This window comes from Aliihoeflea sp., from assembly GCF_052435475.1.
Classification (GTDB): domain Bacteria; phylum Pseudomonadota; class Alphaproteobacteria; order Rhizobiales; family Rhizobiaceae; genus Aliihoeflea.
On record NZ_JBQVMV010000015.1, the window covers coordinates 21,682 to 45,611 of the forward strand.

Annotated in this window: 20 protein-coding genes and 1 tRNA gene; 9 read left to right on the forward strand and 12 right to left on the reverse strand. The window is 64.1% G+C overall.

The annotated features are described in order from the left end of the window. Positions 1-328: 328 nt before the first annotated feature. The 3 genes from ACT6QU_RS15565 to ACT6QU_RS15575 all read left to right on the forward strand — a co-directional run bounded on the left by ACT6QU_RS15565 (position 329) and on the right by ACT6QU_RS15575 (position 3,029). Positions 329-404 (forward strand) — tRNA-Thr (locus ACT6QU_RS15565). Positions 405-482: 78 nt separating this feature from the next. Next, on the forward strand, positions 483-1,262 hold the full coding sequence (locus tag ACT6QU_RS15570; protein WP_444564212.1) for an NAD kinase: 780 nt from the start codon (positions 483-485) through the stop codon (positions 1,260-1,262). Between the two features lie 216 nt (positions 1,263-1,478). Next, positions 1,479-3,029, forward strand: coding sequence for a DEAD/DEAH box helicase (locus tag ACT6QU_RS15575; RefSeq protein WP_444564240.1), 1,551 nt, complete (start codon positions 1,479-1,481; stop codon positions 3,027-3,029). Here ACT6QU_RS15575 and ACT6QU_RS15580 read toward each other — a convergent pair. Then, positions 3,004-3,354, reverse strand: coding sequence for a TfoX/Sxy family protein (locus ACT6QU_RS15580; RefSeq protein WP_444564211.1), 351 nt, complete (start codon positions 3,352-3,354; stop codon positions 3,004-3,006). The two genes, ACT6QU_RS15575 and ACT6QU_RS15580, sit on opposite strands and share 26 nt — an antisense overlap. Before the next feature lie 62 nt (positions 3,355-3,416). Between ACT6QU_RS15580 and ACT6QU_RS15585 the strand changes: the two genes are divergently transcribed. Next, on the forward strand, positions 3,417-3,914 hold the full coding sequence (locus ACT6QU_RS15585; RefSeq protein WP_444564210.1) for a GFA family protein: 498 nt from the start codon (positions 3,417-3,419) through the stop codon (positions 3,912-3,914). Between the two features lie 10 nt (positions 3,915-3,924). Here ACT6QU_RS15585 and sufA read toward each other — a convergent pair whose 3' ends face one another. The 7 genes from sufA to ACT6QU_RS15620 all read right to left on the reverse strand — a co-directional run bounded on the left by sufA (position 3,925) and on the right by ACT6QU_RS15620 (position 10,912). After that, positions 3,925-4,314 carry a Fe-S cluster assembly scaffold SufA gene (gene sufA, locus ACT6QU_RS15590; protein ID WP_444564209.1) on the reverse strand — a complete coding sequence of 130 codons (390 nt, stop codon included), beginning with the start codon at positions 4,312-4,314 and terminating at the stop codon, positions 3,925-3,927. Between the two features lie 87 nt (positions 4,315-4,401). Continuing rightward, positions 4,402-4,767, reverse strand: a complete 366-nt coding sequence (locus ACT6QU_RS15595) for an SUF system Fe-S cluster assembly protein (RefSeq protein WP_444564208.1) — start codon at positions 4,765-4,767, stop codon at positions 4,402-4,404. A 4-nt stretch (positions 4,768-4,771) separates the two neighbouring features. Next, positions 4,772-6,016, reverse strand: coding sequence for a cysteine desulfurase (locus tag ACT6QU_RS15600; protein WP_444564207.1), 1,245 nt, complete (start codon positions 6,014-6,016; stop codon positions 4,772-4,774). A gap of 3 nt (positions 6,017-6,019) precedes the next feature. Next, the gene (gene sufD / locus ACT6QU_RS15605) at positions 6,020-7,285 is read right to left on the reverse strand and encodes a Fe-S cluster assembly protein SufD (RefSeq protein WP_444564206.1); all 1,266 of its coding nucleotides are present in this window, start codon (positions 7,283-7,285) and stop codon (positions 6,020-6,022) included. A gap of 14 nt (positions 7,286-7,299) precedes the next feature. Beyond that, positions 7,300-8,055 carry a Fe-S cluster assembly ATPase SufC gene (sufC, locus tag ACT6QU_RS15610; protein WP_024585392.1) on the reverse strand — a complete coding sequence of 252 codons (756 nt, stop codon included), beginning with the start codon at positions 8,053-8,055 and terminating at the stop codon, positions 7,300-7,302. 36 nt (positions 8,056-8,091) lie between these two features. After that, a complete protein-coding gene (gene sufB / locus ACT6QU_RS15615; protein WP_444564205.1) occupies positions 8,092-9,609 on the reverse strand; it encodes a Fe-S cluster assembly protein SufB in 1,518 nt (505 codons plus the stop codon). 148 nt (positions 9,610-9,757) lie between these two features. Continuing rightward, positions 9,758-10,912 carry a cysteine desulfurase family protein gene (locus tag ACT6QU_RS15620; RefSeq protein ID WP_444564204.1) on the reverse strand — a complete coding sequence of 385 codons (1,155 nt, stop codon included), beginning with the start codon at positions 10,910-10,912 and terminating at the stop codon, positions 9,758-9,760. Positions 10,913-11,136: 224 nt separating this feature from the next. On the opposite strand from ACT6QU_RS15620, the gene ACT6QU_RS15625 reads away from it, so the two are divergent. Continuing rightward, on the forward strand, positions 11,137-11,811 hold the full coding sequence (locus ACT6QU_RS15625) for an alpha/beta hydrolase (RefSeq protein ID WP_024585389.1): 675 nt from the start codon (positions 11,137-11,139) through the stop codon (positions 11,809-11,811). 83 nt (positions 11,812-11,894) lie between these two features. Then, entirely contained in the window at positions 11,895-12,167 is a 273-nt protein-coding gene (locus tag ACT6QU_RS15630) for a YegP family protein (protein WP_444564203.1), read from the forward strand. Between the two features lie 4 nt (positions 12,168-12,171). Here the strand turns inward: ACT6QU_RS15630 and ACT6QU_RS15635 are convergent, their stop codons facing one another. Next, positions 12,172-13,278, reverse strand: coding sequence for an anhydro-N-acetylmuramic acid kinase (locus ACT6QU_RS15635; RefSeq protein ID WP_444564202.1), 1,107 nt, complete (start codon positions 13,276-13,278; stop codon positions 12,172-12,174). Between the two features lie 104 nt (positions 13,279-13,382). On the opposite strand from ACT6QU_RS15635, the gene tyrS reads away from it, so the two are divergent. After that, complete coding sequence (tyrS, locus tag ACT6QU_RS15640; protein WP_444564201.1) at positions 13,383-14,636, forward strand: tyrosine--tRNA ligase; 1,254 nt, start codon at positions 13,383-13,385, stop codon at positions 14,634-14,636. 5 nt (positions 14,637-14,641) lie between these two features. On the opposite strand, the gene ACT6QU_RS15645 is transcribed toward tyrS, so the two are convergent. After that, positions 14,642-17,998, reverse strand: a complete 3,357-nt coding sequence (locus ACT6QU_RS15645) for a YhdP family protein (protein ID WP_444564200.1) — start codon at positions 17,996-17,998, stop codon at positions 14,642-14,644. Positions 17,999-18,096: 98 nt separating this feature from the next. On the opposite strand from ACT6QU_RS15645, the gene ACT6QU_RS15650 reads away from it, so the two are divergent. Both ACT6QU_RS15650 and ACT6QU_RS15655 read left to right on the forward strand, forming a co-directional pair. Beyond that, the gene (locus ACT6QU_RS15650; RefSeq protein ID WP_444564199.1) at positions 18,097-18,564 is read left to right on the forward strand and encodes a peroxiredoxin; all 468 of its coding nucleotides are present in this window, start codon (positions 18,097-18,099) and stop codon (positions 18,562-18,564) included. A 283-nt stretch (positions 18,565-18,847) separates the two neighbouring features. Then, positions 18,848-20,164 carry a M23 family metallopeptidase gene (locus ACT6QU_RS15655; RefSeq protein WP_444564198.1) on the forward strand — a complete coding sequence of 439 codons (1,317 nt, stop codon included), beginning with the start codon at positions 18,848-18,850 and terminating at the stop codon, positions 20,162-20,164. A gap of 36 nt (positions 20,165-20,200) precedes the next feature. Here the strand turns inward: ACT6QU_RS15655 and prfB are convergent. Both prfB and ACT6QU_RS15665 read right to left on the reverse strand, forming a co-directional pair. After that, positions 20,201-21,332, reverse strand: a protein-coding gene (gene prfB, locus ACT6QU_RS15660; protein ID WP_444564197.1) for a peptide chain release factor 2 whose coding sequence is annotated in 2 segments (ribosomal slippage) — positions 20,201-21,265 and positions 21,267-21,332 — 1,131 coding nt in all. Because the reading frame shifts where the segments join, the coding sequence is not laid out codon by codon here. Between the two features lie 100 nt (positions 21,333-21,432). Continuing rightward, positions 21,433-23,883: a penicillin-binding protein 1A gene (locus ACT6QU_RS15665; protein WP_444564196.1), complete on the reverse strand. Its 2,451-nt coding sequence runs from the start codon at positions 23,881-23,883 to the stop codon at positions 21,433-21,435. Positions 23,884-23,930: the final 47 nt, after the last annotated feature.

Below are 23,930 nucleotides of genomic sequence, written 5' to 3' on the forward strand. Positions count from 1 at the left end.
TCTGGAACCGGTCAAAAGCCCGGTTTCTCCGAATAGGTACGCAATTAGGTACGCCCAAACATGCGCTTTGTCGATACACGTTGCGACGGCCCACAACGCAATGCACAGCAAAATGCCATGCGCTTCAAGGACTTCAGCGTTTCAGCTTGTCGCGCCATGCTCCAGCAAATTCCGGTGGAAAACCTCTGTTAACCGGTTGGTCGCTGGTTCGAATCCGGCCCGGGGAGCCATCTATCCAGCATCCGAAAGTCGGATCGGCCTTTGCTGGCGACGCTTTCGCGGTGCTAGCACTTTACTCGATGGCCAGTTGTGATACTGCCACGGCGATGCCCTTGTAGCTCAGTTGGTAGAGCACCTGATTTGTAATCAGGGGGTCGCGGGTTCAAATCCTGCCGGGGGCACCATGTGTGTCATCATCGCTTTGCAGCCCCTTGCCGACATGCTACCCGCTTGATCCCTAGCATTTGGACCGAGCGCATCTGATGGACTCCCGTTCTCCTTCGCAGTCGATCGCCTTCGTCAGCGCCGCGACCGACGAGGCGCAGTCCGCTGGCCGGCGTCTTGCTGCGCTTTACGGTCAGGCCAACCTCGAAGAGGCGGACGTGGTGGTCGCTCTTGGCGGCGACGGGTTCATGCTCCAGACCTTGCGCGAGCAGATGGGCAGCGGCAAGGCCATCTACGGCATGAATAAGGGAACCGTCGGGTTTCTCATGAACGAGTTCGCCGAAACGGGCCTGCGAGAACGCATCGCCGCCGCCCTGTCCGAGACGATCCGCCCGCTCGAAATGATTGCCGAAACCGCCGAAGGTCCGGAAGCCAAGCTTCTGGCGATCAACGAGATCGCGCTTTTCCGCCAGTCGGCGCAGGCGGCCAAGCTGCGCATCACGATCGACGGCAAGGTGCGGCTCGACGAGCTCGTCTGCGACGGGGTGATGGTGGCGACGCCTGCGGGCTCGACGGCCTACAATCTCTCCGCCCACGGCCCGATCCTGCCGCTCGACGCGCCTCTTCTCGCGCTGACGCCGGTCAGTCCCTTCCGTCCCCGCCGCTGGCGCGGTGCGCTGCTTCCGAACCGTGCCACGGTCAGCTTCGAGATTCTCGAAGCGGAGAAGCGGCCGGTCAATGCGGTAGCGGACCACACCGAAATCCGATCGGTGTTGAAAGTCACCGTGCGCGAGGCGAGCGACGTGACCGCGACGGTCCTCTTCGACGCAAGCCATTCCTGGGACGAGCGCGTGCTGGCCGAGCAGTTCCGCTATTGAGCGACGAATGCGCGCGGCATTAACGAAAAGGGCTTGAAAACCGAGGGTTCGATTGACATTTGCCCAGCTTGGCCTTAACGCCACGGCAGCACTTCCACGCCGCTGGCCTGGAACCCTTGTTGCATGGGCGCAATCCGCGCGCCGCCAAACCTAGCAGAGACAATCAAAAACGTGTCAGCTGAAAGCAAGATTGAAGACCAGGCGTCCGAGCCGACCCTGACCTTTGCCGATCTCGGACTTTCGCCAAAAGTCCTCTCCGCCGTAACAGACGCCGGATACACCGTCCCGACACCGATTCAAGCAGGCGCGATTCCCCATGCGCTGCTCGGCAAGGACGTTCTCGGCATCGCCCAGACGGGCACCGGCAAGACCGCCGCCTTCGTTCTGCCCATGATCACGCGCCTCGAAAAGGGCCGCGCCCGCGCACGCATGCCGCGCACGCTCATTCTCGAGCCGACGCGCGAACTTGCCGCACAGGTCGAAGAGAACTTCATCAAGTACGGCAAGAACCACAAGCTCAACATCGCGCTGCTGATCGGCGGCGTGTCGTTCGACGAGCAGGAAAAGAAGCTGGAGCGCGGCGCCGACGTGCTGATCGCGACGCCCGGCCGCCTGCTCGATCACCGCGAGCGCGGCAAGCTCCTGCTCAACGCCGTCGACATTCTCGTCATCGACGAAGCGGACCGCATGCTCGACATGGGCTTCATTCCCGATATCGAGCGCATCTGCGAGATGATCCCGTTCACCCGGCAGACGCTGTTCTTCTCGGCGACGATGCCGCCGGAAATCACCAAGCTGACCGAAAAGTTCCTTCAGGCGCCGGTCCGCGTCGAGGTCTCGAAGGCTGCGTCCACCGCCACCACCGTCACGCAAAGGCTGGTGAAGTCGAAGTCGAAGGACTGGGACAAGCGCGAGGTCCTGCGCGACCTGATCCGCGCCGAAGAAGGCGAACTGAAGAACGCGATCATCTTCTGCAACCGCAAGACCGCAGTTTCCGAGCTTTTCCGTTCGCTCGTCAAGCATGATTTCGACGCCGGCGCACTTCATGGCGACATGGACCAGCGCGCGCGCATGGCCATGTTGGCGGGTTTCCGTGATGGAAAGCTGAAGCTGCTCGTCGCCTCCGACGTTGCCGCGCGCGGTCTCGACATCCCCGATGTCAGCCACGTGTTCAATTTCGACGTTCCGATCCACGCCGAGGACTATGTTCACCGCATCGGCCGCACCGGCCGGGCGGGTCGTTCCGGCAAGGCCTTCACGCTGGCGACGAAGGCAGACGGCAAATATGTCGATGCAATCGAGAAGCTGATCGGCCAGAGCATCGAATGGCACGACGGCGATCTGTCGACCATCGTCCACGACGACAGCGCGGACGACGCGCCGCGCCGTGGCGCGAAGGGTGCTCGCGGCCGTGGCGGCCGCAAGGGCGACGACGAAAAGCGCCCGCGTCGCGGCCGCAAGTCCGATGAGGCTGCGCCGGTGGCGGCCGCCGTTGAGGATGCGATCGTCGAAGAGGCCGCGGACGTACGGGACGCGGCGCCGATCCCGGTCGCAGCGATGGCGGACGAGCGTCCGGAACGGAGCGAGCGTCGCGACGCGATCCGCGCTGGCAATGCCGAGCGGCAGCGCGCGTCCTACGGGTCCGACCAGCGCAACACGCGCAACCAGGACCGTGACCGTCGCCACCGCCGCGACGATCTCGGCGAAGCCCCGATCGGCTTCGGCGACGACATCCCGGCATTCATGAAGGTCGTCGCGAAGGTCTGACCTTCCTCGATATTTCGGCGCGGCGCGATGCCGCGTCGGCCAATCTCGCCCAGTCGGCGAGTTCCGCCGGATCGTCGAGCGCGGCGTCCGGGATGGACCAGTACGGCATCATCGCCGGTTTTCCCTTGCCCTCATAGACCCATTGCCGCGAGCCCGCCGCCGCGAAATGCGGCGCTGTCTCGCCGTCCGCCTTCAGCCAGACCTCGTCGAAGGCATGAAGCGCGATGATCCGGCCCTGGTGATAGATACCGTGGCCGCCGAACATGCGCCGGATCGTGACCGGCCCGAACTCGGCGAACATGTCGATCAGATCGGCCGGCTGCATGGCTGGGCTCCACGTTGCGATGCGCTAGATTAGCGCGTGTCGGCAACTTGCGGGAGCGCCCAATGCCACTGAAACTTGAAGGATCTTGCCGGTGCGGCGCCGTCAGTTTTAGCGTCGACAGCCACACACCGGCGCCCTACCAGCTTTGCTATTGCTCCATCTGCCGCAAACAGCAGGGCGGCGGCGGATTCGCGATCAATCTCGGCGCGTTAGCCACTACGCTTGAGATCGAGGGGCAAGACCGTATCGGTGTCTATTGCGCTGAGATAGAGGACGACGAGCATCCGCATTGCGAGGCGTCGAGCGGCGAGCGCAGCTACTGCCGCGACTGCGGCTCAGCCCTCTGGCTCTACGATCCGAGCTGGCCCGAACTCATCCACCCGTTCGCATCAGCCATCGACACTGAGTTGCCGAAGCCACGCACGCGCGTGCACCTGATGCTGAAGTACAAGGCTTCATGGGTCGAGCCGGAAATCCGAAAGGGCGATGAGACTTTCGACCTTTACCCGAAGCTCTCGATCGCCGATTGGCACAGGAAGCATGGGATGTGGGTGGATTGACGGTCGGCCGTCAGGCGACTGCGCCCTGCCCGCGCGCTTCGGCCAGCGCCTTGAGGTCAGCCGGCTGAAGCTCGATCGATTCGCCGCAGCCGCAGGCCGACGACTGGTTCGGATTGTTGAAGGTGAAGCCCGACCGCAGCTTGGTCATCTCGAATCCCATCTCGGTGCCGAGCAGGAACAGCGCGGCTTCTGGCGCGACGTAGACATGGGCCCCGTCGCGCTCGACGTGGTCATCCTTGGGGTCGGCCGCGGTGACGAGGTCGACCGTGTATTCCATGCCGGCGCAGCCACCCTTCTTGATGCCGACGCGGATACCGGCAGCACCCTCGCGCGCGGCAACGATGTTGCGAACGCGGGCTGCCGCCTCGTCGGTCAGTGTCAGAACTTGAAAGCGTGCCATCAACTGCTCCATGCCGGCGGGTTCAAGGCCCGCGGAATGATCTAGACCCCGAAGATGGGGAAGTTTGCCTCGCGGCGCAACCCGTCGCTAATACCAGCCGACGGCCACCTGCGCCTCTTCCGACATCCGGTCCGGCGTCCACGGCGGATCGAACACCATCTTCACGTCGACGTCCGAGACGCCTTCGACAGTGCTGACGGCATTTTGCACCCAACCGGGCATCTCGCCGGCAACGGGGCAGCCGGGCGCCGTGAGTGTCATGTCGATCTTGACCGAACGGTCATCCTCGATGTCGATCTTGTAGATCAGGCCGAGTTCGTAGATGTCGGCCGGGATTTCCGGGTCGTAGACCGTCTTCAGCGCCGACACGATGTCGTCGGTCAGCCGCGCGATTTCGTCCGCGGGAATGGCGGAAACGCTCGCATTTTCAGTCGCTGCTACGTCGTCGGTCATGGCTTCACCCGAAGAAACTGCGCGCCTTTTCAAGCGCTTCGGCGAGAGTGTCGATCTCGGCCCTGGTATTATACATGGCGAATGAGGCACGACATGTCGAGGTCACGCCGAACCGCTTCAAGAGCGGCTGGGCGCAATGCGTGCCGGCGCGCACGGCAACGCCGGCGCGGTCGATCACCATCGACACGTCATGAGCGTGGATGCCTTGCAACTCGAAGGAGACGATGGCGCCCTTGCCCGGCGCATTGCCGATGATGCGCATCGAGTTGATGCGCGAAAGGCGCTCATGCGCGTAAGCCGCAAGCTCCGCCTCGTGCGCCGCGATCGCCTCGCGGCCGACCCCTTGCATATATTCCAGCGCCGCGCCGAGGCCTATCGCCTGCACGATCGGCGGCGTACCGGCCTCGAAGCGGTGCGGCGGCTCGTTATAGGTGACGTTTTCCTCCGTCACCTCCTCGATCATCTCGCCACCGCCCTGGAAGGGACGCATCTTTTCCAGCATTTCCTTGCGGCCATAAAGGATGCCGATGCCCGACGGACCGTAGACCTTGTGGCCGGTGAAGACGTACCAGTCGCAGCCCAGATCCTGGACGTCGACGACGGTATGCACCGCGCCCTGGCTGCCGTCGACGAGCACCGGAATGCCGCGCGCATGGGCGATGCGCACGATCTCCTTGATCGGGGTGACGGTGCCGAGCACGTTCGACATATGCGTGATCGCGACGAGCTTGGTGCGGTCGGTAAGCCGCTTCTCGAATTCCTCGATGTGGAACTGGCCTTCATCGTCGACCGGCACCCAGACGAGCTTCGCACCCTGCCGCTCACGGATGAAATGCCAGGGCACGATGTTGGAGTGATGCTCCATCACCGAAAGCACGATGTCGTCACCCTCGCCGATATTCGGCATACCGTAGCCGTACGCGACCGTGTTGATCGCCTCGGTCGCCGACTTGGTGAAGACGATCTCGTCGATGCTGGACGCGTTGAGAAACCCGCGCACGGTCTCACGCGCGGCCTCGTACGCGTCGGTGGCGGCGTTGGAGAGAAAATGTAGGCCGCGATGCACATTGGCGTATTCGGACGAATAGGCCTTGGTGATGCGATCCATCACCGCCTGCGGCTTTTGCGCCGACGCGCCATTGTCGAGATAGACGAGCGGCTTGCCGTAGACCTCGCGCGACAGGATCGGGAAGTCGCGGCGGATGGCCTCGACGTCGTAGGGCTTCAGTGTTCCTGTCGGCGCGTTCATGGCTTACCCGTGATTCTCGAACCAGTTCTCGAGCCGCGCTTCCAGCGCGTCGACGATCGCTTCGTCGTTCAGTTCCTCGATGACCTCGCGCAGGAACGCCTTGACGAGCAGCCCGCGCGCCAGCTTCTCCTCGACGCCGCGCGCCATCAGGTAGAACAGGTGCGCATGGTCGATCTCGGTGACCGTTGCACCATGGCCGCAGGCGACGTCGTCGGCGAAAATCTCGAGTTCCGGCTTGGTGGAAAACTCGCCTTCGTCCGACAGGAGCAGCGTGTTGCACGCCATCTTTGCGTCGGTCTTCTGCGCCAGCCGGTCAACCCGGATTTGGCCCTGGAACACGCCATGTGCCCGGTCGGTGATGACGTTGCGGATGATCTCCGTGGACGTCGTATGCGGGGCAGCATGGTCGAGCACCATGGTCACGTCGCAATGGACGTCGCCGCCGAGAAGATTGACGCCGCGCAGGCGGAAATCCGAGCCCTCGCCGGCCGCCACGACATGCACTTCCTGCCGAACGAGCTTGCCGCCCGTGTTCATCAGGAAAATCGTCACCTTGGCATTGGCGCCGATCCGCGCGCGGATCTGACCGAGATGGGTAGCAGTCTTCGGCTGGTCCTGGATGATCAGCCAGTTGATCTCGGCATCGTCGCCGATCTCGACGTCGGTCACCGAGCTCACCAGAGCATCGGCCGTACCCGTCTGGCGCTCGACGATCGTCGCCTTCGCGCCCTTGCCGATGCGTGCAGCGAAGCGCGCATGGACCTGCCCGCCCGAATGGACGTTCTGCAATTCGATCGGCGCCGCGATCTCGGCGCCCTCGGGGATCGTCAGGTCGAAGCCGTCCGAGACGAACGCGGCATTGATCGCGCCGACGGTGTCGTCCGCCTTCAGCGGCGCAAGATCGCCCGCGAGCGCGCCGCTCATCAGGCGGTCGGCGATCTTCTCGATCCGCACCCCGTCGATGCCGGCATGATGCTGGGCGTCGCCGCCGATGACGGTCAGGACCGAAGAACCATCGACCAGAGGCGCGATCGCGCCGGCATCGCCCGCGCCGCCATCGGCGGGAACGGACGCCAGCAGGCGGCGCAGATCGGTGTAGTGCCAGGCCTCGACGCGGCGCGTCGGCAGACCGGCCTTGAGGACAACGGCGGCCGCGTCGCGCTTTGCCGCGACTTCCGGCGAGCCGGTCAGCGACGGACGGCGCGCGGCGAAGCCCTCGATCAAGGCCTCCTCGGCGCTCGTCAGCTTGGGTGCTGCGTGAACGTTCATATCAGCCACCCCGCTCAGGCCGCTTCGCCGATGATGCCGGCATAACCGTCGCGCTCCAGTTCGAGCGCGAGCGACTTGTCACCCGACTTGACGACCTGGCCGCGCGAAAGCACGTGGACCGAATCCGGCACGATATAGTCGAGCAGGCGCTGGTAGTGCGTGATGACGACGAAGGCGCGGTCCGGGGAGCGCAGCGAATTGACGCCGTCGGCGACGATCTTGAGCGCGTCGATGTCGAGGCCGGAATCCGTCTCGTCGAGCACGCACAGCTTCGGCTCCAGGAGCTTCATCTGCAGGATTTCCGCGCGCTTCTTCTCGCCGCCGGAAAAACCGACATTGAGCGGCCGCTTCAGCATCGCCATGTCGATGTTGAGACCGCCGGCGTTTTCCTTCACGCGCTTGATGAATTCCGGGATCTTGAGCTCGTCCTCGCCGCGTGCCTTGCGCTGCGAGTTCATCGCCACCTTGAGAAATTCCATCGTCGCGACACCCGGGATTTCCATCGGATACTGGAAGGCGAGGAAGATGCCCGACGCGGCACGTTCGGCCGGGTCCATCTCGAGGATGGATTCGCCATTGTAGAGAATGTCGCCCTCGGTGACCTCATAGTCCTCGCGCCCGGCGAGGATGTAGGAGAGCGTCGACTTGCCCGAGCCGTTCGGGCCCATGATGGCGGCGACTTCGCCCTTCTGGACGGTGAGGTTCAGGCCGCGGATGATCTCGGTGCCGTCTTCGGCGATACGAGCGTGAAGGTTCTTGATTTCAAGCATGTTCGAATTCCTGAATGTCGTCTGGGGGCGGCGGCGTCAGCCGACCGAGCCTTCGAGAGAGATACCGATGAGCTTCTGCGCTTCGACCGCGAATTCCATCGGCAGTTCCTGGATCACGTCCTTGACGAAGCCGTTGACGATGAGCGCAATGGCTTCCTCTTCGGGAATGCCGCGCTGCATGACGTAGAAGAGCTGGTCTTCGGAGATCTTCGACGTCGTCGCCTCGTGCTCGAACTGGGCGGTCGCGTTCTTCGCCTCGATGTAAGGCACGGTGTGCGCGCCGCAGTCATTGCCGATCAGGAGCGAGTCGCACTGCGTGAAGTTGCGCGCGTTGGTCGCCTTGCGATGCGCCGAGACCTGGCCGCGATAGGTGTTGTTAGAGTGCCCGGCCGAGATGCCCTTCGAGATGATGCGGCTCGACGTGTTCTTGCCGAGATGGATCATCTTCGTGCCCGAGTCGATCTGCTGATAGCCGTTCGAGACGGCGATCGAATAGAACTCACCGCGGCTGTCGTCACCGCGCAGGATGCAGGACGGATATTTCCAGGTGATCGCCGAGCCGGTCTCGACCTGCGTCCACGAAATCTTGGAGCGGTCGCCGCGGCAGTCGCCGCGCTTGGTGACGAAATTGTAGATGCCGCCCTTGCCGTCCTTGTCGCCCGGATACCAGTTCTGGACCGTCGAATACTTGATCTCGGCATCATCGAGCGCGATCAGTTCGACCACGGCCGCGTGAAGCTGGTTCTCGTCGCGCTGCGGCGCCGTGCAGCCTTCGAGATAGGAAACGTAAGCGCCCTCCTCGCAGATGATCAGCGTACGCTCGAACTGGCCGGTGTTCTTCTCGTTGATGCGGAAATAGGTCGACAGTTCCATCGGGCAGCGAACGCCCTTCGGCACGTAGACGAACGAACCGTCGGTGAAGACGGCGGCGTTGAGCGTCGCGTAGAAATTGTCCGTCGTCGGGACCACGGAGCCGAGATATTTTTGCACGAGTTCCGGGTGCTCGCGCACCGCCTCGGAAATCGAGCAGAAGATCACACCGGCAGCGGCCAGTTCCTTCTTGAAGGTCGTGACGACCGAGATGGAATCGAAAACGGCGTCGACCGCGACCCGGCCCGACTTGTAGACGTTGTCGTTGGCCGCATCGTCCTCCTCGCCCTCGTCCTTCTGGACGCCGGCAAGGATTTCCTGCTCGCGCAGCGGGATACCGAGCTTCTCATAGACGCGCAGGAGTTCGGGATCGACCTCGTCGAGCGATTTCGGCCCGGTCTGGTTCTTCGGCGCGGCGTAATAATGAATGTCCTGGAAGTCGATCTTCGGATAGTCGACGCGGGCCCAGGTCGGCTCTTCCATGGTGAGCCAGCGGCGATAGGCGTTGAGGCGCCAGTCGAGCATCCACTGAGGCTCGTCCTTCTTGGCCGAGATCATGCGGATGGTTTCTTCGCTCAACCCCTTGGGGGCGATGTCCATCTCGATGTCGGACTCAAAGCCGTATTTATACTGGTCCACGTCGATCTTGCGGACCTGGTCGATGGTCTCCTGCACAGCAGGCATGAGCGCTCTCCATCCAGGCCGGGGTCAAGGCCCGGCAGTTGTCGATTTCGCATCCGCAGCAAACGCCGTCAGGATGCGCGTTACATAGGGAGGATTGCCGGCAAATGCACCCCTGCGGCGCGCCGATATCCTCTAGATTCCGTGGCCGTCAGGCGGCCGCTTGCCTGCGGCTCATAAACCGATCGAGTGCTTCTGCGAAAGCGGCAATCTCGTCGTCGCCCGTCGAATGTCCGATCGAGACGCGAATGCCGCTGACATCCTCGCCAAGGCCCATGGCCTTGAGCACGCGGCTGGCGCCGACCTTGCCCGACGAGCATGCCGAACCCGACGACACGGCGATACCGGCAAGATCGAAGGCTATCTGCGCGGTTTCGGCCTTCACGCCCGGAATGCCGAAGAAAACCGTATTGGGCAGGCGTTCCGCCTTCTCGCCGAAAATAACCGCCTCGGGTACGCGTGCGCGGATCATGTCTTCTATGCGGCCGCGCTTTTCGCGCAGCACATCCTCCTCGGCAAGCGCGGCAAGTGCGTGGCGCGCGGCGGCGCCGAAACCGGCGAGCGCCGCATAATTCTCCGTCCCGGCGCGATGCCCGCGCTCCTGCCCGCCGCCGGTAGCGATCGCAGTCGGCATCAGCACATCGCTGTTGCCAACCAGCGCGCCTGCGCCCTTCGGCCCACCGATCTTGTGCGCAGCTAGGATCAGGAAGTCGGCGCAAAGCGCTGCGATATCGAGGGAAACACGTCCGCCGGCCTGCACCGCGTCGAGCACGAGCACGCCGCCAGCTTCGTGGACGATCTCCGCAATTTCCGCTGCTGGCTGGATCACGCCCGTCTCGTTATTGGCCAGATGCACCGCGACGAGCGGCAGGCCTTCCGAGCGGTCATGTGCCTCCAGCGCTTTCTTCAGCGCATCGAGATCGAGCACGCCGTCGCCGTCCACCGGCAATTCCACGACGTTGTCCTTGGCAAAGCGACCGCCGCCGACGACGATCGAGTGGTCGGTCATCGCCGTGTAGAGCTTCGAATAGGTGAGCGGCGAGCGGCCCATCCGCCAGTCGGGCGTCAGCGCCAGCGCCACGGCCTCGCTCGCGCCTGACGTGAAAACGACGTGGTCCGGCTTCGCGTTGCACAACGCGGCGACGTCGCGCCTTGCCTCTTCCACCAGCCGCTTGCCCTGCCGGCCCTCGGCATGGACGGACGACGGATTGGCTGTCAGGTCCAGTGCGGCGACCATCGCCGCCCGCGCTTCGGGCAGAAGCGGCGCGCTGGCATTCCAGTCCAGATAGAAGCGGCGTCCGGTCATTGCGGCGGTGTCAAATCCAATTCGAAGCCTTGGCGGCGAACGGCGTTATTTCCTTGAATTCGCAAGGCGAGCCGTCCTATCTACCCGCTTTGCGAAAAGCGGCGAAGCCCGCCACTTTTGAATTGTTCTAAACTAGTTTCTATGGAGACGCCCGCCCCGCGTCAAGTCCAAACGGCCTGACATCGGGTCCAGTGGCATCGCCGGCGGTTCAACTGGAGTATCCCATGCCCGAGGTCATCTTCGCCGGTCCGGCCGGACGCCTTGAAGGTCGTTATCAGCCTTCCAAGGAAAAGAACGCGCCCATCGCGATCGTCCTGCATCCCCATCCGCAGTTCGGCGGCACGATGAACAACAAGATCGTGTACGACCTCTTCTACATGTTCCAGAAGCGCGATTTCACCGTCCTGCGCTTCAATTTTCGCAGCATCGGCCGCAGCCAGGGCGAATTCGACCATGGTGCGGGCGAACTGTCCGATGCCGCCGCGGCGCTGGACTGGGTGCAGTCGCTGCATCCCGATTCCAAGAGCTGCTGGGTCGCCGGCTATTCCTTCGGCGCCTGGATCGGCATGCAGCTCCTGATGCGCCGGCCGGAGATCGAGGGCTTCATCTCGATCGCGCCGCAGCCCAACATCTACGATTTCTCCTTCCTAGCGCCCTGCCCCTCCTCTGGCCTCATCATCCATGGCGATGCCGACCGCGTTGCCCCGCCAAAGGACGTGCAGACGCTGGTGGACAAGTTGCACACCCAAAAGGGCATCACGATCACGCAGAAGACCCTGCCCGGCGCGAACCACTTCTTCGCCAGCCACGGAGAGACGCTGATCGAGGAATGTTCGGACTATCTGGACCGCCGCCTTGCCGGCGAATTGGCCGACCCCAAACCGAAACGCCTCCGCTGACCTGACGCAACGTCAATGACCCTCGACTCCTGCATGGACTCATGGCAGCTTTCGGTTGTCGTCAGGCAGTCGAGGGGATCGCCATGCACAAGTTCGAGATCTACAAGGACAAGAAGGGCGAAACGCGTTTTCGCTTTCGCGCCGGCAATGGCGAGGTGATGTTCTCTTCGGAGGGCTACAAATCGAAAGCGTCGGCCGTCAAGGCCGTCGAATCGATCAAGAAGAATGCACCCGAGGCGGCCGTCGACGACATGACTGCCGCCGCCAAACCGGAAGCAGCAGCCAAACCGGCGCAGGCGGCTGCCAAACCGGCCGCCAAGAAGGCAGCGCCGAAACAGGTCATGGCCAAAGCCTGAGGCTTCAACCCGGCCGCGCGATCACTCCGCCCGTCACCGGCGCGCGGCAGCCGGTCGTCGTAGGCCATGTCAAAGGCAGGCCGCGCATGGAACGCACCGCGAGATAGGCCCAGGCTTCCGCTTCCATTGCATCACCGTCGAGGCCGACATCCTCGGCGAGCAGAACTTTGGCGTCTTGCACCTCCGCGCCTTTGCTGAGGTCGGCTACGATATGCGGGTTCTTGCGCCCGCCGCCGCAGACGATCCAGCTTTTCGGCGCCGCCGGCATGTGCTCGGCGGCTTTCAAGATGGCCTCGGCCGACACGGCTGCCAGCGTTCGCGCGCCGTCGGCAAGCTCGAGTCCTGCGGCAAGTTCCAGCGTGAAGTCGTTGCGATCGAGCGATTTCGGTCCCGAGCGCGCGAAGAACGGATTGTCGAGGTAGCGCTCCACGACGCCCGTCACCACGCCGCCCTCGCTGGCGATCATGCCGTTCTGGTCAAATGGGACACCACCTTCTCGCGACACCCACTGATCGATCAGCGCATTGCCCGGCCCGCTGTCGAAGGCGACCGGCGGGCCGTCTGCGGCGACAAAGGTGATATTTGAAATGCCGCCGATATTGACGAAGCAGACGGGTAGGTCGACCGTCGGAAGTTCGGCTCCGAGAGCCGCATGATAGGCCGGCACGAGCGGAGCACCCTGCCCGCCCGCGACCATGTCGGCCGCGCGCATGTCGAACACGACCGGCGTATTCGTCTCGCGCGCCAGTAGCGCGCCATCGCCGATCTGCACCGTCAGCGCTCGTTCGGGGCGGTGGAGCAAGGTCTGGCCGTGAAAGCCGATCAGGTCGACCGCGCCGTGTGCATCGACGAAAGCCGAAACTGCGCGCGCATGGCGAAGCGTCAATTCGCGCTCGAGTGCGGCAAGATCGCCGGGCCGCTCCGCGCGACTGGAAATTTCCTTCGCGACGTCCAGCGCCGCTTCGATCCGCCGTCGAAACGCGGCATCATAGGCAACGAACATGGATGGCCCGCGCGTCACCGTGCTTTCGCCGCCGGTCGTGACGACCGCAAGATCGATTCCGTCCATCGACGTGCCGCTCATCAGCCCGAGCGCGCGCATTGCAGTCATGTCGGCGTCCATTCTTGTGATTCCGCGTTGCAAAATGCTAAAGCGGCGCGGGTCCGATTGCCATTGGCGACCGGCCGTTTCGTTGCAACGAGAAAGAAAAGACCATGTCCGCCTTCAAGTCCGATTTCCTGCGCACCTTGTCCGAGCGCGGCTTCATCCACCAGGTCTCGGATGAAACCGGCCTCGACGACCTGTTCGCCAAGGAAACCGTGACGGCGTATATCGGCTTCGATCCGACCGCACCGAGCCTCCACGCCGGCGGCCTGATCCAGATCATGATGCTCTACTGGCTGCAGAAGACCGGCCACCGCCCGATCACCCTGATGGGCGGCGGAACCGGCATGGTCGGCGACCCGTCCTTCAAGGATGAAGCCCGCAAGCTGATGACTCTGGAGACGATCGCCGAGAACAGCGCATCGATCAAGCGCGTCTTCTCGAAATACCTGACCTTCGGCGACGGCCCGAAAGACGCCATCATGGCGGACAATGGCGACTGGCTGCGCAAGCTCAACTATCTCGAATTCCTGCGCGATGTCGGCGCGCATTTCTCCGTCAACCGCATGCTCTCCTTCGACAGCGTGAAGCTGCGGCTCGACCGGCAGCAGTCGCTGTCCTTCCTCGAGTTCAACTACATGGTGCTGCAGGCCTACGACTTCGTCGAATTGAACAAGCGCTATGGCTGCCGGCTGCAGATCGGCGGGTCGGACCAGTGGGGCAACATCGTCAACGGCATCGATCTGGGCCACCGCATGGGCACGCCGCAGCTCTACGCGCTGACGACGCCGCTCTTGACCACCTCGTCCGGCGCCAAGATGGGCAAGTCGTTGAACGGCGCGATCTGGCTCAACCCAGACATGCTGTCGGCCTATGATTTCTGGCAGTACTGGCGCAATACCGAGGATGCCGATGTCGAGCGTTTCCTGAAGCTCTACACGACGCTGCCGATGGACGAAATCGCGCGGCTGGGCGCGCTTGGCGGGTCCGAGATCAACGACGCCAAGAAGGTGCTTGCGACCGAGATCACAGCCATGCTGCACGGTCGCGAAGCGGCGGAAGCCGCCGCCGAAACCGCGCGCAAGACGTTTGAAGAAGGCGCGCTCGCCGAAAGCCTGCCGACGATCGAGCTGCCGACCGCCGAACTCGGAGACGGCATCGGTGTCCTCCAACTCTTCGTCAAGGCCGGCCTTGCCGCCTCCAACGGCGAGGCTCGGCGCCACGTCCAGGGCGGCGCGATGCGCATCAACGACGCGCCCGTCAGCGATGACCGTCAGGTGATCGGGCCCGGCGACGTGACGGCGGACGGCATCATCAAGCTCTCGCTCGGCAAGAAGAAGCACATCCTCGTCCGGCCGGTCTGATCGCCCTATTCGGAGAACTCGAACACCGAGCGGAAAATACCCGGCGCGATCGCGGATAGCGGATTGATCTGCAACTGCGGCGCGTCGGTCGGCCCGGCCAGCTTGAAGGTGATGCCGATCAGCCCGCGGTCGCGGCCATTGCCGAGAATCTGCCCGATCAGCGGGATTTCGGCGAAGAGCCGGTTGATCCCATAGGCCGGCATGAAGGTGCCCGTCATCGACATGTTGCCGCTGCCGTCATAGACGGTGCCCTGAAAGGTCGAGCCGATATCCGGTCCCCGGATCACGCCGTTCTCCAGCGCCAGATATCCCTTGCCCTGGCTGATGCCCGAAAAGGCGCGGTCGAAAAAGACGCGCTGGACGTCGAGCCTGCCTTTCACGACATCGTTGAGCGAACGCCCCCGCGTGTCCGACGGCGTCGAGACAAGCGAGGCTAGGCGCGGCTCGTCCACCAGCCAGAAATCGCGCGCGCCGACGCGGCCGAGCAGCGACCCGCCCTCCGCCCCGCGCAGTTCGACATTGAGCCGCCCACCTTCCATCCGGCCATAGAGATCGAGAAAGCGCAGCACCGCACCGGCATCGCCGGTTTCGGCGCGAAGATAGCGCCCGCCTTGCCCGATGCCGTGATTGACCTCCAGCTTGGCGCCCGATCCGGTGGTCGCGGTGGCGGAAAGGTTTTCGATGGTGGCGCCCGTCCCCGCATAGGCGATCACGACGTCGCGAAGCGTCTCGTTGCCGAAACCGGTGACGTTGGCCACATTGAGATCAAGGCGGATCGGCACCGGGTCGCCACCGCCGCCGCCCGCTGCCTCGCTGGTCGCTCGCAACGCCTTGATCAGCGAGCGCGCATCGAGCGTTTCCCCTTTGACCGTGATCCCATAGCCGCGTCCGCGCCGGGCGATGTCGACGCTGAAAGCATCGCCGCGATTGAGCCGCACCTGCGGGAAGCTCGCCTTGGTCAGACCCGCTTCGTCGAGCGACACCTCCCCGCCCACAGCGAAGCTTTCGCCCTTGATGCCGAAGCCGTGCAGGAAGGTCTGGCCGCCGTTCCGCTCCATCTGGAAGGCAGTCGTCGCCGCGATGCCCGCCCCCTTCGACCAACCGATCCACGGCAGGCTCAACACCGAACCGGAAAGATCCGCGGTAACGGACTGCCGCTCGGCGCTCGAAAGGTCGATGCCGACATCGGCATTGCCTGACAGCAGCATGGAGAGGGCCGGCAGAAGCTGGTCGCGCGCGGCATCGTCGAGCTTCAGATCGACCTTGCGCGAGCGCTCGACGGTCTCGTTGAACGGTTCCGTCATGGCGATCGTCGCCGAAACGCCGTTCAGCTTCGCATCCGCGTCGATCTGCGCATGGCTCGGGCGCACACGCACCGTGCCATAAGCCTCGCTCACCGTCTGGCCCTGGAAAGGCTGCGCCAGCGCGATGTCGGCAATGTCGAGCTCGACGTCGAAACCGACCGGGATCTCGCGTCCATCCTCGTTGAGCGGAAACTGCGCCTGCACCCGGCCCGCCACGTGACCGGAAACATCCGCCGGAGCGAAGTCGAGGTGCCGGCCGGCATCGATCGGCTTCAGCGAGGCGAATTCCAGCGCCGCGTCGGCATCGGCATCGATGTCGACGACGAGATTTCCGACCAGCGGCTTGCCGCGCGTGATGTCCATGGAAAAGGCGGCATCCTTGCCGGCCACCCATTTGCCGCTGGCAAGCTGCGCGCGTGTGGATGCCACGGCCACATCGAGCCTGTCGCCGCGGAAGCGCAAATTTCCGACACTGTCCTGCAGCCGCGGCAGGTCGCCGCCAACTCTGACCGACGCGCCGGAAATCGCGAATGTGCCCGAAACCTCGTCGGTGAATGGAATGCCGTTGCCGAACTGGCCAGGCTCCGTGTCGAGCCGGATCGTTCCCGTCTGGATCGTTCCGCCCTCGACATTGGCCGCAGCCCAGCGCCGCGCGCCCGGCGCGGCGAAAATCGGCCAGACAGCCTTGGCAGCGTCCACTCCAACGGTGCGCGCGTCGAGCGCAAGCTTCACGCCGGGGCTCTTGCCGGGCACGAAATCGATCCGTGCGCGTCCGGCGACCCGACCATCTCCGCTGCGCAGGTCGATGTCGTCCAGATCGAGGACGCGGTTCAAGGGGTCGAACGTTCCGGCGATACGCGTTTCGACCTGCGCCTCGTCGTCGCTTTCGGGTATCGCCAGCCGCGCGTTACCGGAGACGAGCTCGAACCGATAGCGCGCAGCTTCCCCATCCCCGCGCGGCTTGGGCCCCACCGCGCCGTTGAAGGACCAGTTCGTGTCCTGCGATACGAGACTCAGGCTGTCGATCTCGATCTTGTCGGCCCCGGTAACGGAATAGGCCTTGAGCGCCCCGGACATCGTCACGGTATCGCGGCCGATATCGATGGCCGCATTGTCGAAGCTCGCGTCGATGTCGAGCCGGTCGGCCGTCGACGAAAGGCTCTGCGCGCCGGACAGGCTGACCGTCAAACCGCCGACCCGATGCGCGAGGCCGATCCGGTCTGTGCCCTCGGTAACCGGCGCGAAGCCGAGGTCGAGGTCGAGCATGGCGATCCGCGTCCGCTCGTCGTCGCGCAGCGCCCGGCCTTCGAAGACGATGGTGCGGTCGGCGATCTCCGCCGTCCCCGACATTTCGAGCGCGCCCTCCGCAGTCCGCTCGAGTTGCGCGTCTGCAATGCGAACCGACGTGCCCCTTGCACTGTCGAGCACGATGGTGACGTTGCGCAGTTTGAGGTCGCGTGCCGCGTTGCTCTCGACGAGGTCGAAGACGCGATGGATCGCCGCGAAGATTGCAGGCGTGACGAGGTCGGGATCGAGAAGCCCATCGGAATTGCGCAATCCCGCCAATGGTCCCGGCCCGCCCCGATCGGGCAACTGGTCAGCTACGAGCCGCGCGTCGCTCAGCCTGGCATTGGCGAGTTGCAGACGGCCTTCGAGCAGCGGCAGAAAACGGATGCCGAAGCGCAAAAGACCAACATCGACGAAACTGTCGCCGGTCTCCGCCCCGGAAAGGCCCGCGCCCGCGATCTCCAGCGCCAGGAACCGGTCCGCGTCGATCCGCAACCGCACCGAACCGATCGTCGCGACGACATCGCCGCCGGCAAGGTCGGTCAGCACCGCCTGGGCTTCCTGGCGTAGTCTATCGCCGCCGAAACCGGCCATGACCGCACCGGCGACAAGTGTGACGAGGAGAAGAAAAATGCCCAGCCCGAGCGCCGCGCCCCTCAGGAGGCGGGCAGGAAACGAACGACGGCGACCGGGCCGACGACGCGGCTTTGCACCGCGCAGGAGTGCACGAGCATTCGCAGGCGTCTCTGGCCGATCGGGCTGGTCGGTCAAGCGGCGTTCCGTCGATAATGCGGTGTCGTGGACGAATCGAGTTCGAAGACTATAACCACCGCTTTCCGCTCCCGTAACCGCAAAATGGAGGTCAAATCATGTCTGAACCCGCCACCGGCGACATGGCGCCGGATTTCACTCTGCCCGGCGATGGAGGATCGACGATTTCGCTGTCCGCGCTCAGGGGCAGACCGGTGGTCCTCTTCTTTTATCCGAAAGACGACACCAGCGGCTGTACGGCCGAAGCCGTCGATTTCACGCGCCTCAAGAGCGAGTTCGATGCGGTCGGAGCCACATTGATCGGAATGTCTCCCGACAGTGTCCGCAAGCACGACAAGTTCAAGGCCAAGCACGAACTTTCCGTCGCTCTGGCGGCCGACGAAGACAAGACGACCCTCGAAGCCTATGGCGTCTGGGCCGAAAAGAGCATGTATGGCCGCAAATATTTGGGCGTCGAGCGTTCGACCTTTCTGATCGACCGGGACGGGCGGATCGCCCGCGTCTGGCGCAAGGTCAAGGTTCCCGGCCATGCGCAGGAGGTTCTGGAAGCGACGAAAGGTCTTTGATCCGCAGGAACATTTTCGTCTTTGCTGAATTATCGCCACAACACCTCGCGACGAATGGAGACGGCAATGTTCAAGGGTTTGCTTCTGTGGCTGATCGGTATCCCGATCCCGATCATCATCCTCCTGCTTCTGATCTTCTGATCGACCAGTTCGACTGATCCGACTGCGATCCGGCTCCGCTTCAGCGGGGCCGTTTTCGTTTCGGGGCGGGCGTGAACCAGCCATTAACCCTAATGAGGCGTAATGCTCCGATATCCAGCCCCGCAGTCTTGGAGACCGGACAGTGCCGAAATCTTCTGGCAATCGCCGCGAGCCGCACACCATCATCATCGCGCGCGGCGACCGCATCCGCCACTTCACGGTGCGGCCCTGGATCGTCGGCCTTCTCGGCTCGACGCTCGGTGTCATGGCGATCAGCTATCTCCTGGCGACATCCTATCTCGTACTGCGCGACGATCTGGTCGGCGCCACCGCCGCCCGCCAGGCGCGCATGCAGCAGGCCTATGAAGACCGCATCTCGATCCTGCGCACGCAGGTCGACCGCATCACCAGCCGGCAGCTCCTGGACCAGCAGCTCGTTCAGGGCAAGGTTGCCGAACTGCTCGCACGCCAGAGCCAGATCACGCAGCGCCACGGCCAGATCAGCCCGATCATCGAGCGCGCGATGGGTTCGGCGGACGCCCTCCCCGAGACGGCTCCGGTCCCGCAGGCGCGTCCCGTTCTGCGGGCAACCCTGACACCCGGCAAGACGGCATCCATCTTCGCGAAACTGACCGGCGAGCCGGGCAGCGCCGAGGCGCCCGAAAAACTCGGCAACGCTTTCTGGTCGTCCTCCGACGAGCCGGAACAGGCCGCCCCCTCGATCGCGCCGATCGTCGTCGAGGAAGACGGCGGCAAGGAAAAGGCGGACCTCTTCGATTCCCTCGGCGCCTCGCTCGCCGCCATCGAGACCGAACAGCTCAGAAGCATCGAGACGCTGACCTCCGAAACCTTCGAGACCGCGGACACGATCCGCGAGGCGCTCGTTCAGGCCGGCCTGCCGGTCGATGCCGATTTCGGCGCCGACGACAAGGACATCGGCGGACCGCTGGTCGCCGTCGACGAGGATGCACTTTTCGAGGAGCGCGTGCGCGGATTGGAAGAGGCGCTCGGTCAGCTCGAAACGCTGAAAGCGTCGGCGCGCGACTACCCGATTTTCAATCCGGCGCCCGGACAAGCGGTGTCGAGTTCTTTCGGCGTGCGCCGCGATCCGTTCCTGCGCCGTCCGGCCATGCACGCCGGCATCGATTTCCGTGCCAAGTCCGGCACGCCGGTCCAGTCGACCGGCGCCGGCAAGGTCATTCGTGCCGGCTGGGCCGGCGGCTATGGCCGGCTGATCGAGATCGATCACGGCAATGGCTGGTCGACGCGCTACGCGCATCTGAGCCGTATCGACGTCAAGGTCGGCGAAAGGCTTGCCACGGGCGATGCCATCGGCGCCGTTGGCAGCACCGGCCGCTCGACCGGCCCGCACCTTCACTACGAAATCCGCCGCCACGGCAAGGCGACCGACCCGCTGCGCTTCCTCAAGGCCGGCAACGAAATCGCCGACCTGCTTTGATACGAAAAAGGCCGGGAATTTCCCGGCCTTCGCTACTCAGTCGATGTCGGCGATCGCTTCGCCTGCCGATCCTTCGATCTTGTGCGAAAGCGCCGCCTCCATGAAGTCGTCGAGGTCGCCGTCGAGCACGTCCTGCGGTGAGGTGCTTTCGACGCCGGTCCGCAGGTCCTTCACGAGCTGGTAGGGCTGCAGGACGTAGGAGCGGATCTGGTGGCCCCAGCCGATCTCCGTCTTCGAGGCCTCGGTGGCGTTGGCCGCCTCCTCGCGCTTCTTCAGTTCCGCTTCGTAGAGACGCGCGCGCAGCATGTCCCATGCCTTGGCGCGGTTCTTGTGCTGCGAACGCTCCTGCTGGCACGCGACGACGATGCCGGTCGCGATATGGGTAATGCGCACGGCCGAATCCGTCGTGTTGACGTGCTGGCCGCCCGCGCCCGATGCGCGATAGGTGTCGATGCGCACATCCGATTCCGAAACGTCGATTTCGATCGAATCGTCGATAACCGGATAGACCCAGACGCTGGCGAAGGACGTGTGCCGGCGCGCGTTGGAATCATAGGGCGAGATGCGCACGAGACGGTGCACGCCCGATTCGGTCTTCATCCAGCCATAGGCCTTTTCGCCCTTGATCAGGATCGTCGCGGACTTGATGCCCGCTTCTTCGCCATTGTGAAGCTCCAGCACCTCGACCTTCATGCCACGACGCTCGGCCCAGCGCGTGTACATGCGCAGGAGCATCGACGCCCAGTCCTGGCTCTCGGTGCCGCCGGCGCCCGAATGCACTTCGAGATAGGTGTCGTTGCCGTCCGCTTCGCCCGACAGGAGCGTGTCGACCTGGCGCGCGGCCACCTCGCCGCGCATCGAGCGGATCGCGGCTTCGGCGTCCTGGATGATGGCCTGGTCGCCCTCTTCCTCGCCGAGCTCGATCAGCCCGATATTGTCGTCGAGCGACTGCGTCAAGCCTTTGATCGCGGTGATGGCGTCCTCGAGCGTCTGGCGCTCGCGCATCATCTTCTGCGCCTCCTGCGGATCGTTCCACAGGTCGGGGTCTTCGGCACGGTTGTTCAGGTAATCAAGTCGCTTTACGGCCTGATCCCAGTCAAAGATGCCTCCTCAGCAGGGTTATGCCCTGCTTGATTTCGTCGATGAGATTTTCGGTCTCGGCGCGCATGGTGGCTCGCCTTTCATTCACGTGTGGGTTGGAAATCGGCGCGGACCATAGGGACGGCCCGCCGCCCTGTAAAGGCGGCGTGCAGACTCTTCGAAGGTCGTCAGTAGAGACCGCCGCCCGATCCGGAAATCAGTGCCTCGCTGGCCTGCGGCGAGATTTCGCGCGCACGCTCGGCGGTCGCGCCGTCCATGCCGATGACCCAATAGCTGTCGGCGGGACCGGTGCCGGGCTTGAAGGCTTCCATGATGACGCCGCCCTCACCCTGATTGGCACGCATGCCGGTCTGGCGGTTGATCGCGATCTGCTGCATGCCTTCGGGCACGCGGAATGCCACCGGCGTCTTGTCCTTCAGGACCTCGGCCATGAACTCCTTGTAGATCGGAGCGGCAAGTCCGCCGCCGGTCGCGCCGTTGCCCAGCGTGCGCGGCTGGTCGTAGCCGACATAGAGGCCGACGACGAGGTCCGGCGTGTACCCGACGAACCAGGCATCGCGCGAATCATTAGTCGTTCCCGTCTTGCCGGCGATCGGATGGCCGAGTTCGGCGAGCGTGGTGGCCGTTCCGCGCTGGACGACGCCTTCCATCATCGAGGTGATCTGGTAGGCGGTCATCGGATCGAGAACCTGGTCGCGCTCGTCGATCAGTTCCGGCTCGGCCTGCTCTTCCCACGAAGCCGCATTGCAGCCATGGCAGACGCGCTGGTCGTGCTTGAAGACGGTCTTGCCGTAGCGGTCCTGGATGCGGTCCACCAGCGAAGGCTGGATGTATCGACCGCCATTGGCCATCACCGCATAGGCCGAAACCATGCGCATGACCGTCGTCTCACCCGACCCGAGCGACATGGCCAGCACCGGCAGCATCTTGTCGTAGACCCCGAAGCGCTCGGCATATTCGGCGACGATGTCCATGCCCATGTCGTTGGCAAGGCGAACGGTCATCAGGTTGCGCGAACGCTCGATGCCCATGCGAAGCGTCGACGGTCCGGCGAAGTCGCCGCCATAGTTCTTCGGCTCCCAGACGTCGTTGCCGACGCGGATCGTGATCGGCGCATCGTCGACGACGGATGCGGGCGTGTAGCCATTGTCGAGGGCCGCCGCGTAGAGGATCGGCTTGAAGGACGAGCCGGGCTGGCGCATGGCCTGCGTCGCGCGGTTGAATTCGGACTGCGCATAGGAGAAGCCGCCGACCATAGCCAGCACGCGACCGGTATGGGGGTCCATCGCGACCATGCCGCCCGAAACCTCGGGAACCTGGCGCAGAAGATAGCCGCCGTCGGCCTTCTCCTCGACATAGACGACGTCGCCGGGCTGAAGGACTTCGCCGATCGACGACGCGCGCACGCGCTGTCCATCGACCGTGTGGCGCAGAGCCCATTCCATGTCCGCGACGGCGAGCGTCGCCGTCTCGCGATCCTCGACGAGTTCGCCCGAGGCCTGGCGGCGCGGCTGAAGCCCGACCGAGACGGAACCGTCGGCCGCCTCGAGAACCACCGCCGGACGCCATTCGGGAACGTCCGCAAGGCCCGAGACTTCGCTGACCGCCACACCCCAGTCGTCGCCGAGTTCGACTTCGGCGATCGGGCCGCGGAAACCGCGCAGGGTGTCGTAGCGGATCATGCCGTTCTGCAACGCCTCGCGCGCCTGCAACTGCATCTCCGGGTCGAGCGTCGTGCGAACCGACAGCCCGCCCTCGTAGAGAGCGTTCTCGCCGTAGCGAGCGATCATCTCGCGCCGCACTTCTTCCGTGAAGTACTCGCCGGCCTCCATATAGGTGCCGCCGCGGCGCGGGCTGACGCCAAGCGGCTCCGCCTTGGCCTGCGCAGCCTCTTCCGCCTCGACGAAGCCGTTCGCCACCATCTGGTCGATGACCCAGTTGCGGCGCTCGATCGCGCGCTCGGTGTGGCGATAGGGATGGTAGTTGGTCGGGCCGCGGGGCAATGCTGCCAGATAGGCCATTTCCGAGATCGTCAGTTCGTTGACGGACTTGTCGAAATAGGTCAGCGCCGCCCCGGCGATGCCGTAAGAGCCCAGCCCGAAGAAAATCTCGTTGAGATAGAGTTCGAGGATGCGATCCTTGGAATAGGCCTGCTCGATCCGGAACGACAGGATCATTTCGCGGATCTTGCGATCATAGGTCTGGCTCGAATCGAGCAGGAAGTTCTTGGCGACCTGCTGCGTGATCGTCGACGCACCGACCGGACGCCTGCCCGAGCCGATGTTCTGAACATTCGTCGCCACGGCGCGGAACAGGCTCAGAATATCGATGCCGGGGTGCTGGTAGAAGTTCTTGTCTTCAGCCGACAGAAACGCAGCCTTCACGCGGTCGGGAATGGCCTGGACCGGGAGGTAGAGCCGGCGCTCGCGGGCGAATTCGGCCATCAGCGCGCCGTCGGACGCATGGACGCGGGTTGTCACGGGCGGCTCGTAGCGCGCCAGCACTTCGTAATCCGGCAGATCCTTGGAGATCGTGCCGATGTAGAACGCCACGCCGGCGGCAACCACCAGCGCAAGCATCACACCGATGCCGAAGAAATACCCGATGAGACGAATCATGCCCGCTCCAGTCTGTCGTTCGAAGAGGCGGCGCAGCAGGATCGGTG

Bases quoted from the DNA above. Each gene is read 5' to 3' on its own strand.
- ACT6QU_RS15665 (WP_444564196.1), bottom strand. From the start codon at position 23,883: ATGATTCGTCTCATCGGGTATTTCTTCGGCATCGGTGTGATGCTTGCG.
- ACT6QU_RS15580 (WP_444564211.1), bottom strand. From the start codon at position 3,354: ATGCAGCCGGCCGATCTGATCGACATGTTCGCCGAGTTCGGGCCGGTC.
- sufA (WP_444564209.1), bottom strand. From the start codon at position 4,314: ATGGCACGCTTTCAAGTTCTGACACTGACCGACGAGGCGGCAGCCCGC.
- ACT6QU_RS15630 (WP_444564203.1), top strand. From the start codon at position 11,895: ATGCACAAGTTCGAGATCTACAAGGACAAGAAGGGCGAAACGCGTTTT.
- ACT6QU_RS15585 (WP_444564210.1), top strand. From the start codon at position 3,417: ATGCCACTGAAACTTGAAGGATCTTGCCGGTGCGGCGCCGTCAGTTTT.
- sufD (WP_444564206.1), bottom strand. From the start codon at position 7,285: ATGAACGTTCACGCAGCACCCAAGCTGACGAGCGCCGAGGAGGCCTTG.
- sufB (WP_444564205.1), bottom strand. From the start codon at position 9,609: ATGCCTGCTGTGCAGGAGACCATCGACCAGGTCCGCAAGATCGACGTG.
- sufC (WP_024585392.1), bottom strand. From the start codon at position 8,055: ATGCTTGAAATCAAGAACCTTCACGCTCGTATCGCCGAAGACGGCACC.
- ACT6QU_RS15625 (WP_024585389.1), top strand. From the start codon at position 11,137: ATGCCCGAGGTCATCTTCGCCGGTCCGGCCGGACGCCTTGAAGGTCGT.
- ACT6QU_RS15635 (WP_444564202.1), bottom strand. From the start codon at position 13,278: ATGACTGCAATGCGCGCGCTCGGGCTGATGAGCGGCACGTCGATGGAC.
- ACT6QU_RS15595 (WP_444564208.1), bottom strand. From the start codon at position 4,767: ATGACCGACGACGTAGCAGCGACTGAAAATGCGAGCGTTTCCGCCATT.
- ACT6QU_RS15620 (WP_444564204.1), bottom strand. From the start codon at position 10,912: ATGACCGGACGCCGCTTCTATCTGGACTGGAATGCCAGCGCGCCGCTT.
- ACT6QU_RS15570 (WP_444564212.1), top strand. From the start codon at position 483: ATGGACTCCCGTTCTCCTTCGCAGTCGATCGCCTTCGTCAGCGCCGCG.
- ACT6QU_RS15600 (WP_444564207.1), bottom strand. From the start codon at position 6,016: ATGAACGCGCCGACAGGAACACTGAAGCCCTACGACGTCGAGGCCATC.
- tyrS (WP_444564201.1), top strand. From the start codon at position 13,383: ATGTCCGCCTTCAAGTCCGATTTCCTGCGCACCTTGTCCGAGCGCGGC.
- ACT6QU_RS15650 (WP_444564199.1), top strand. From the start codon at position 18,097: ATGTCTGAACCCGCCACCGGCGACATGGCGCCGGATTTCACTCTGCCC.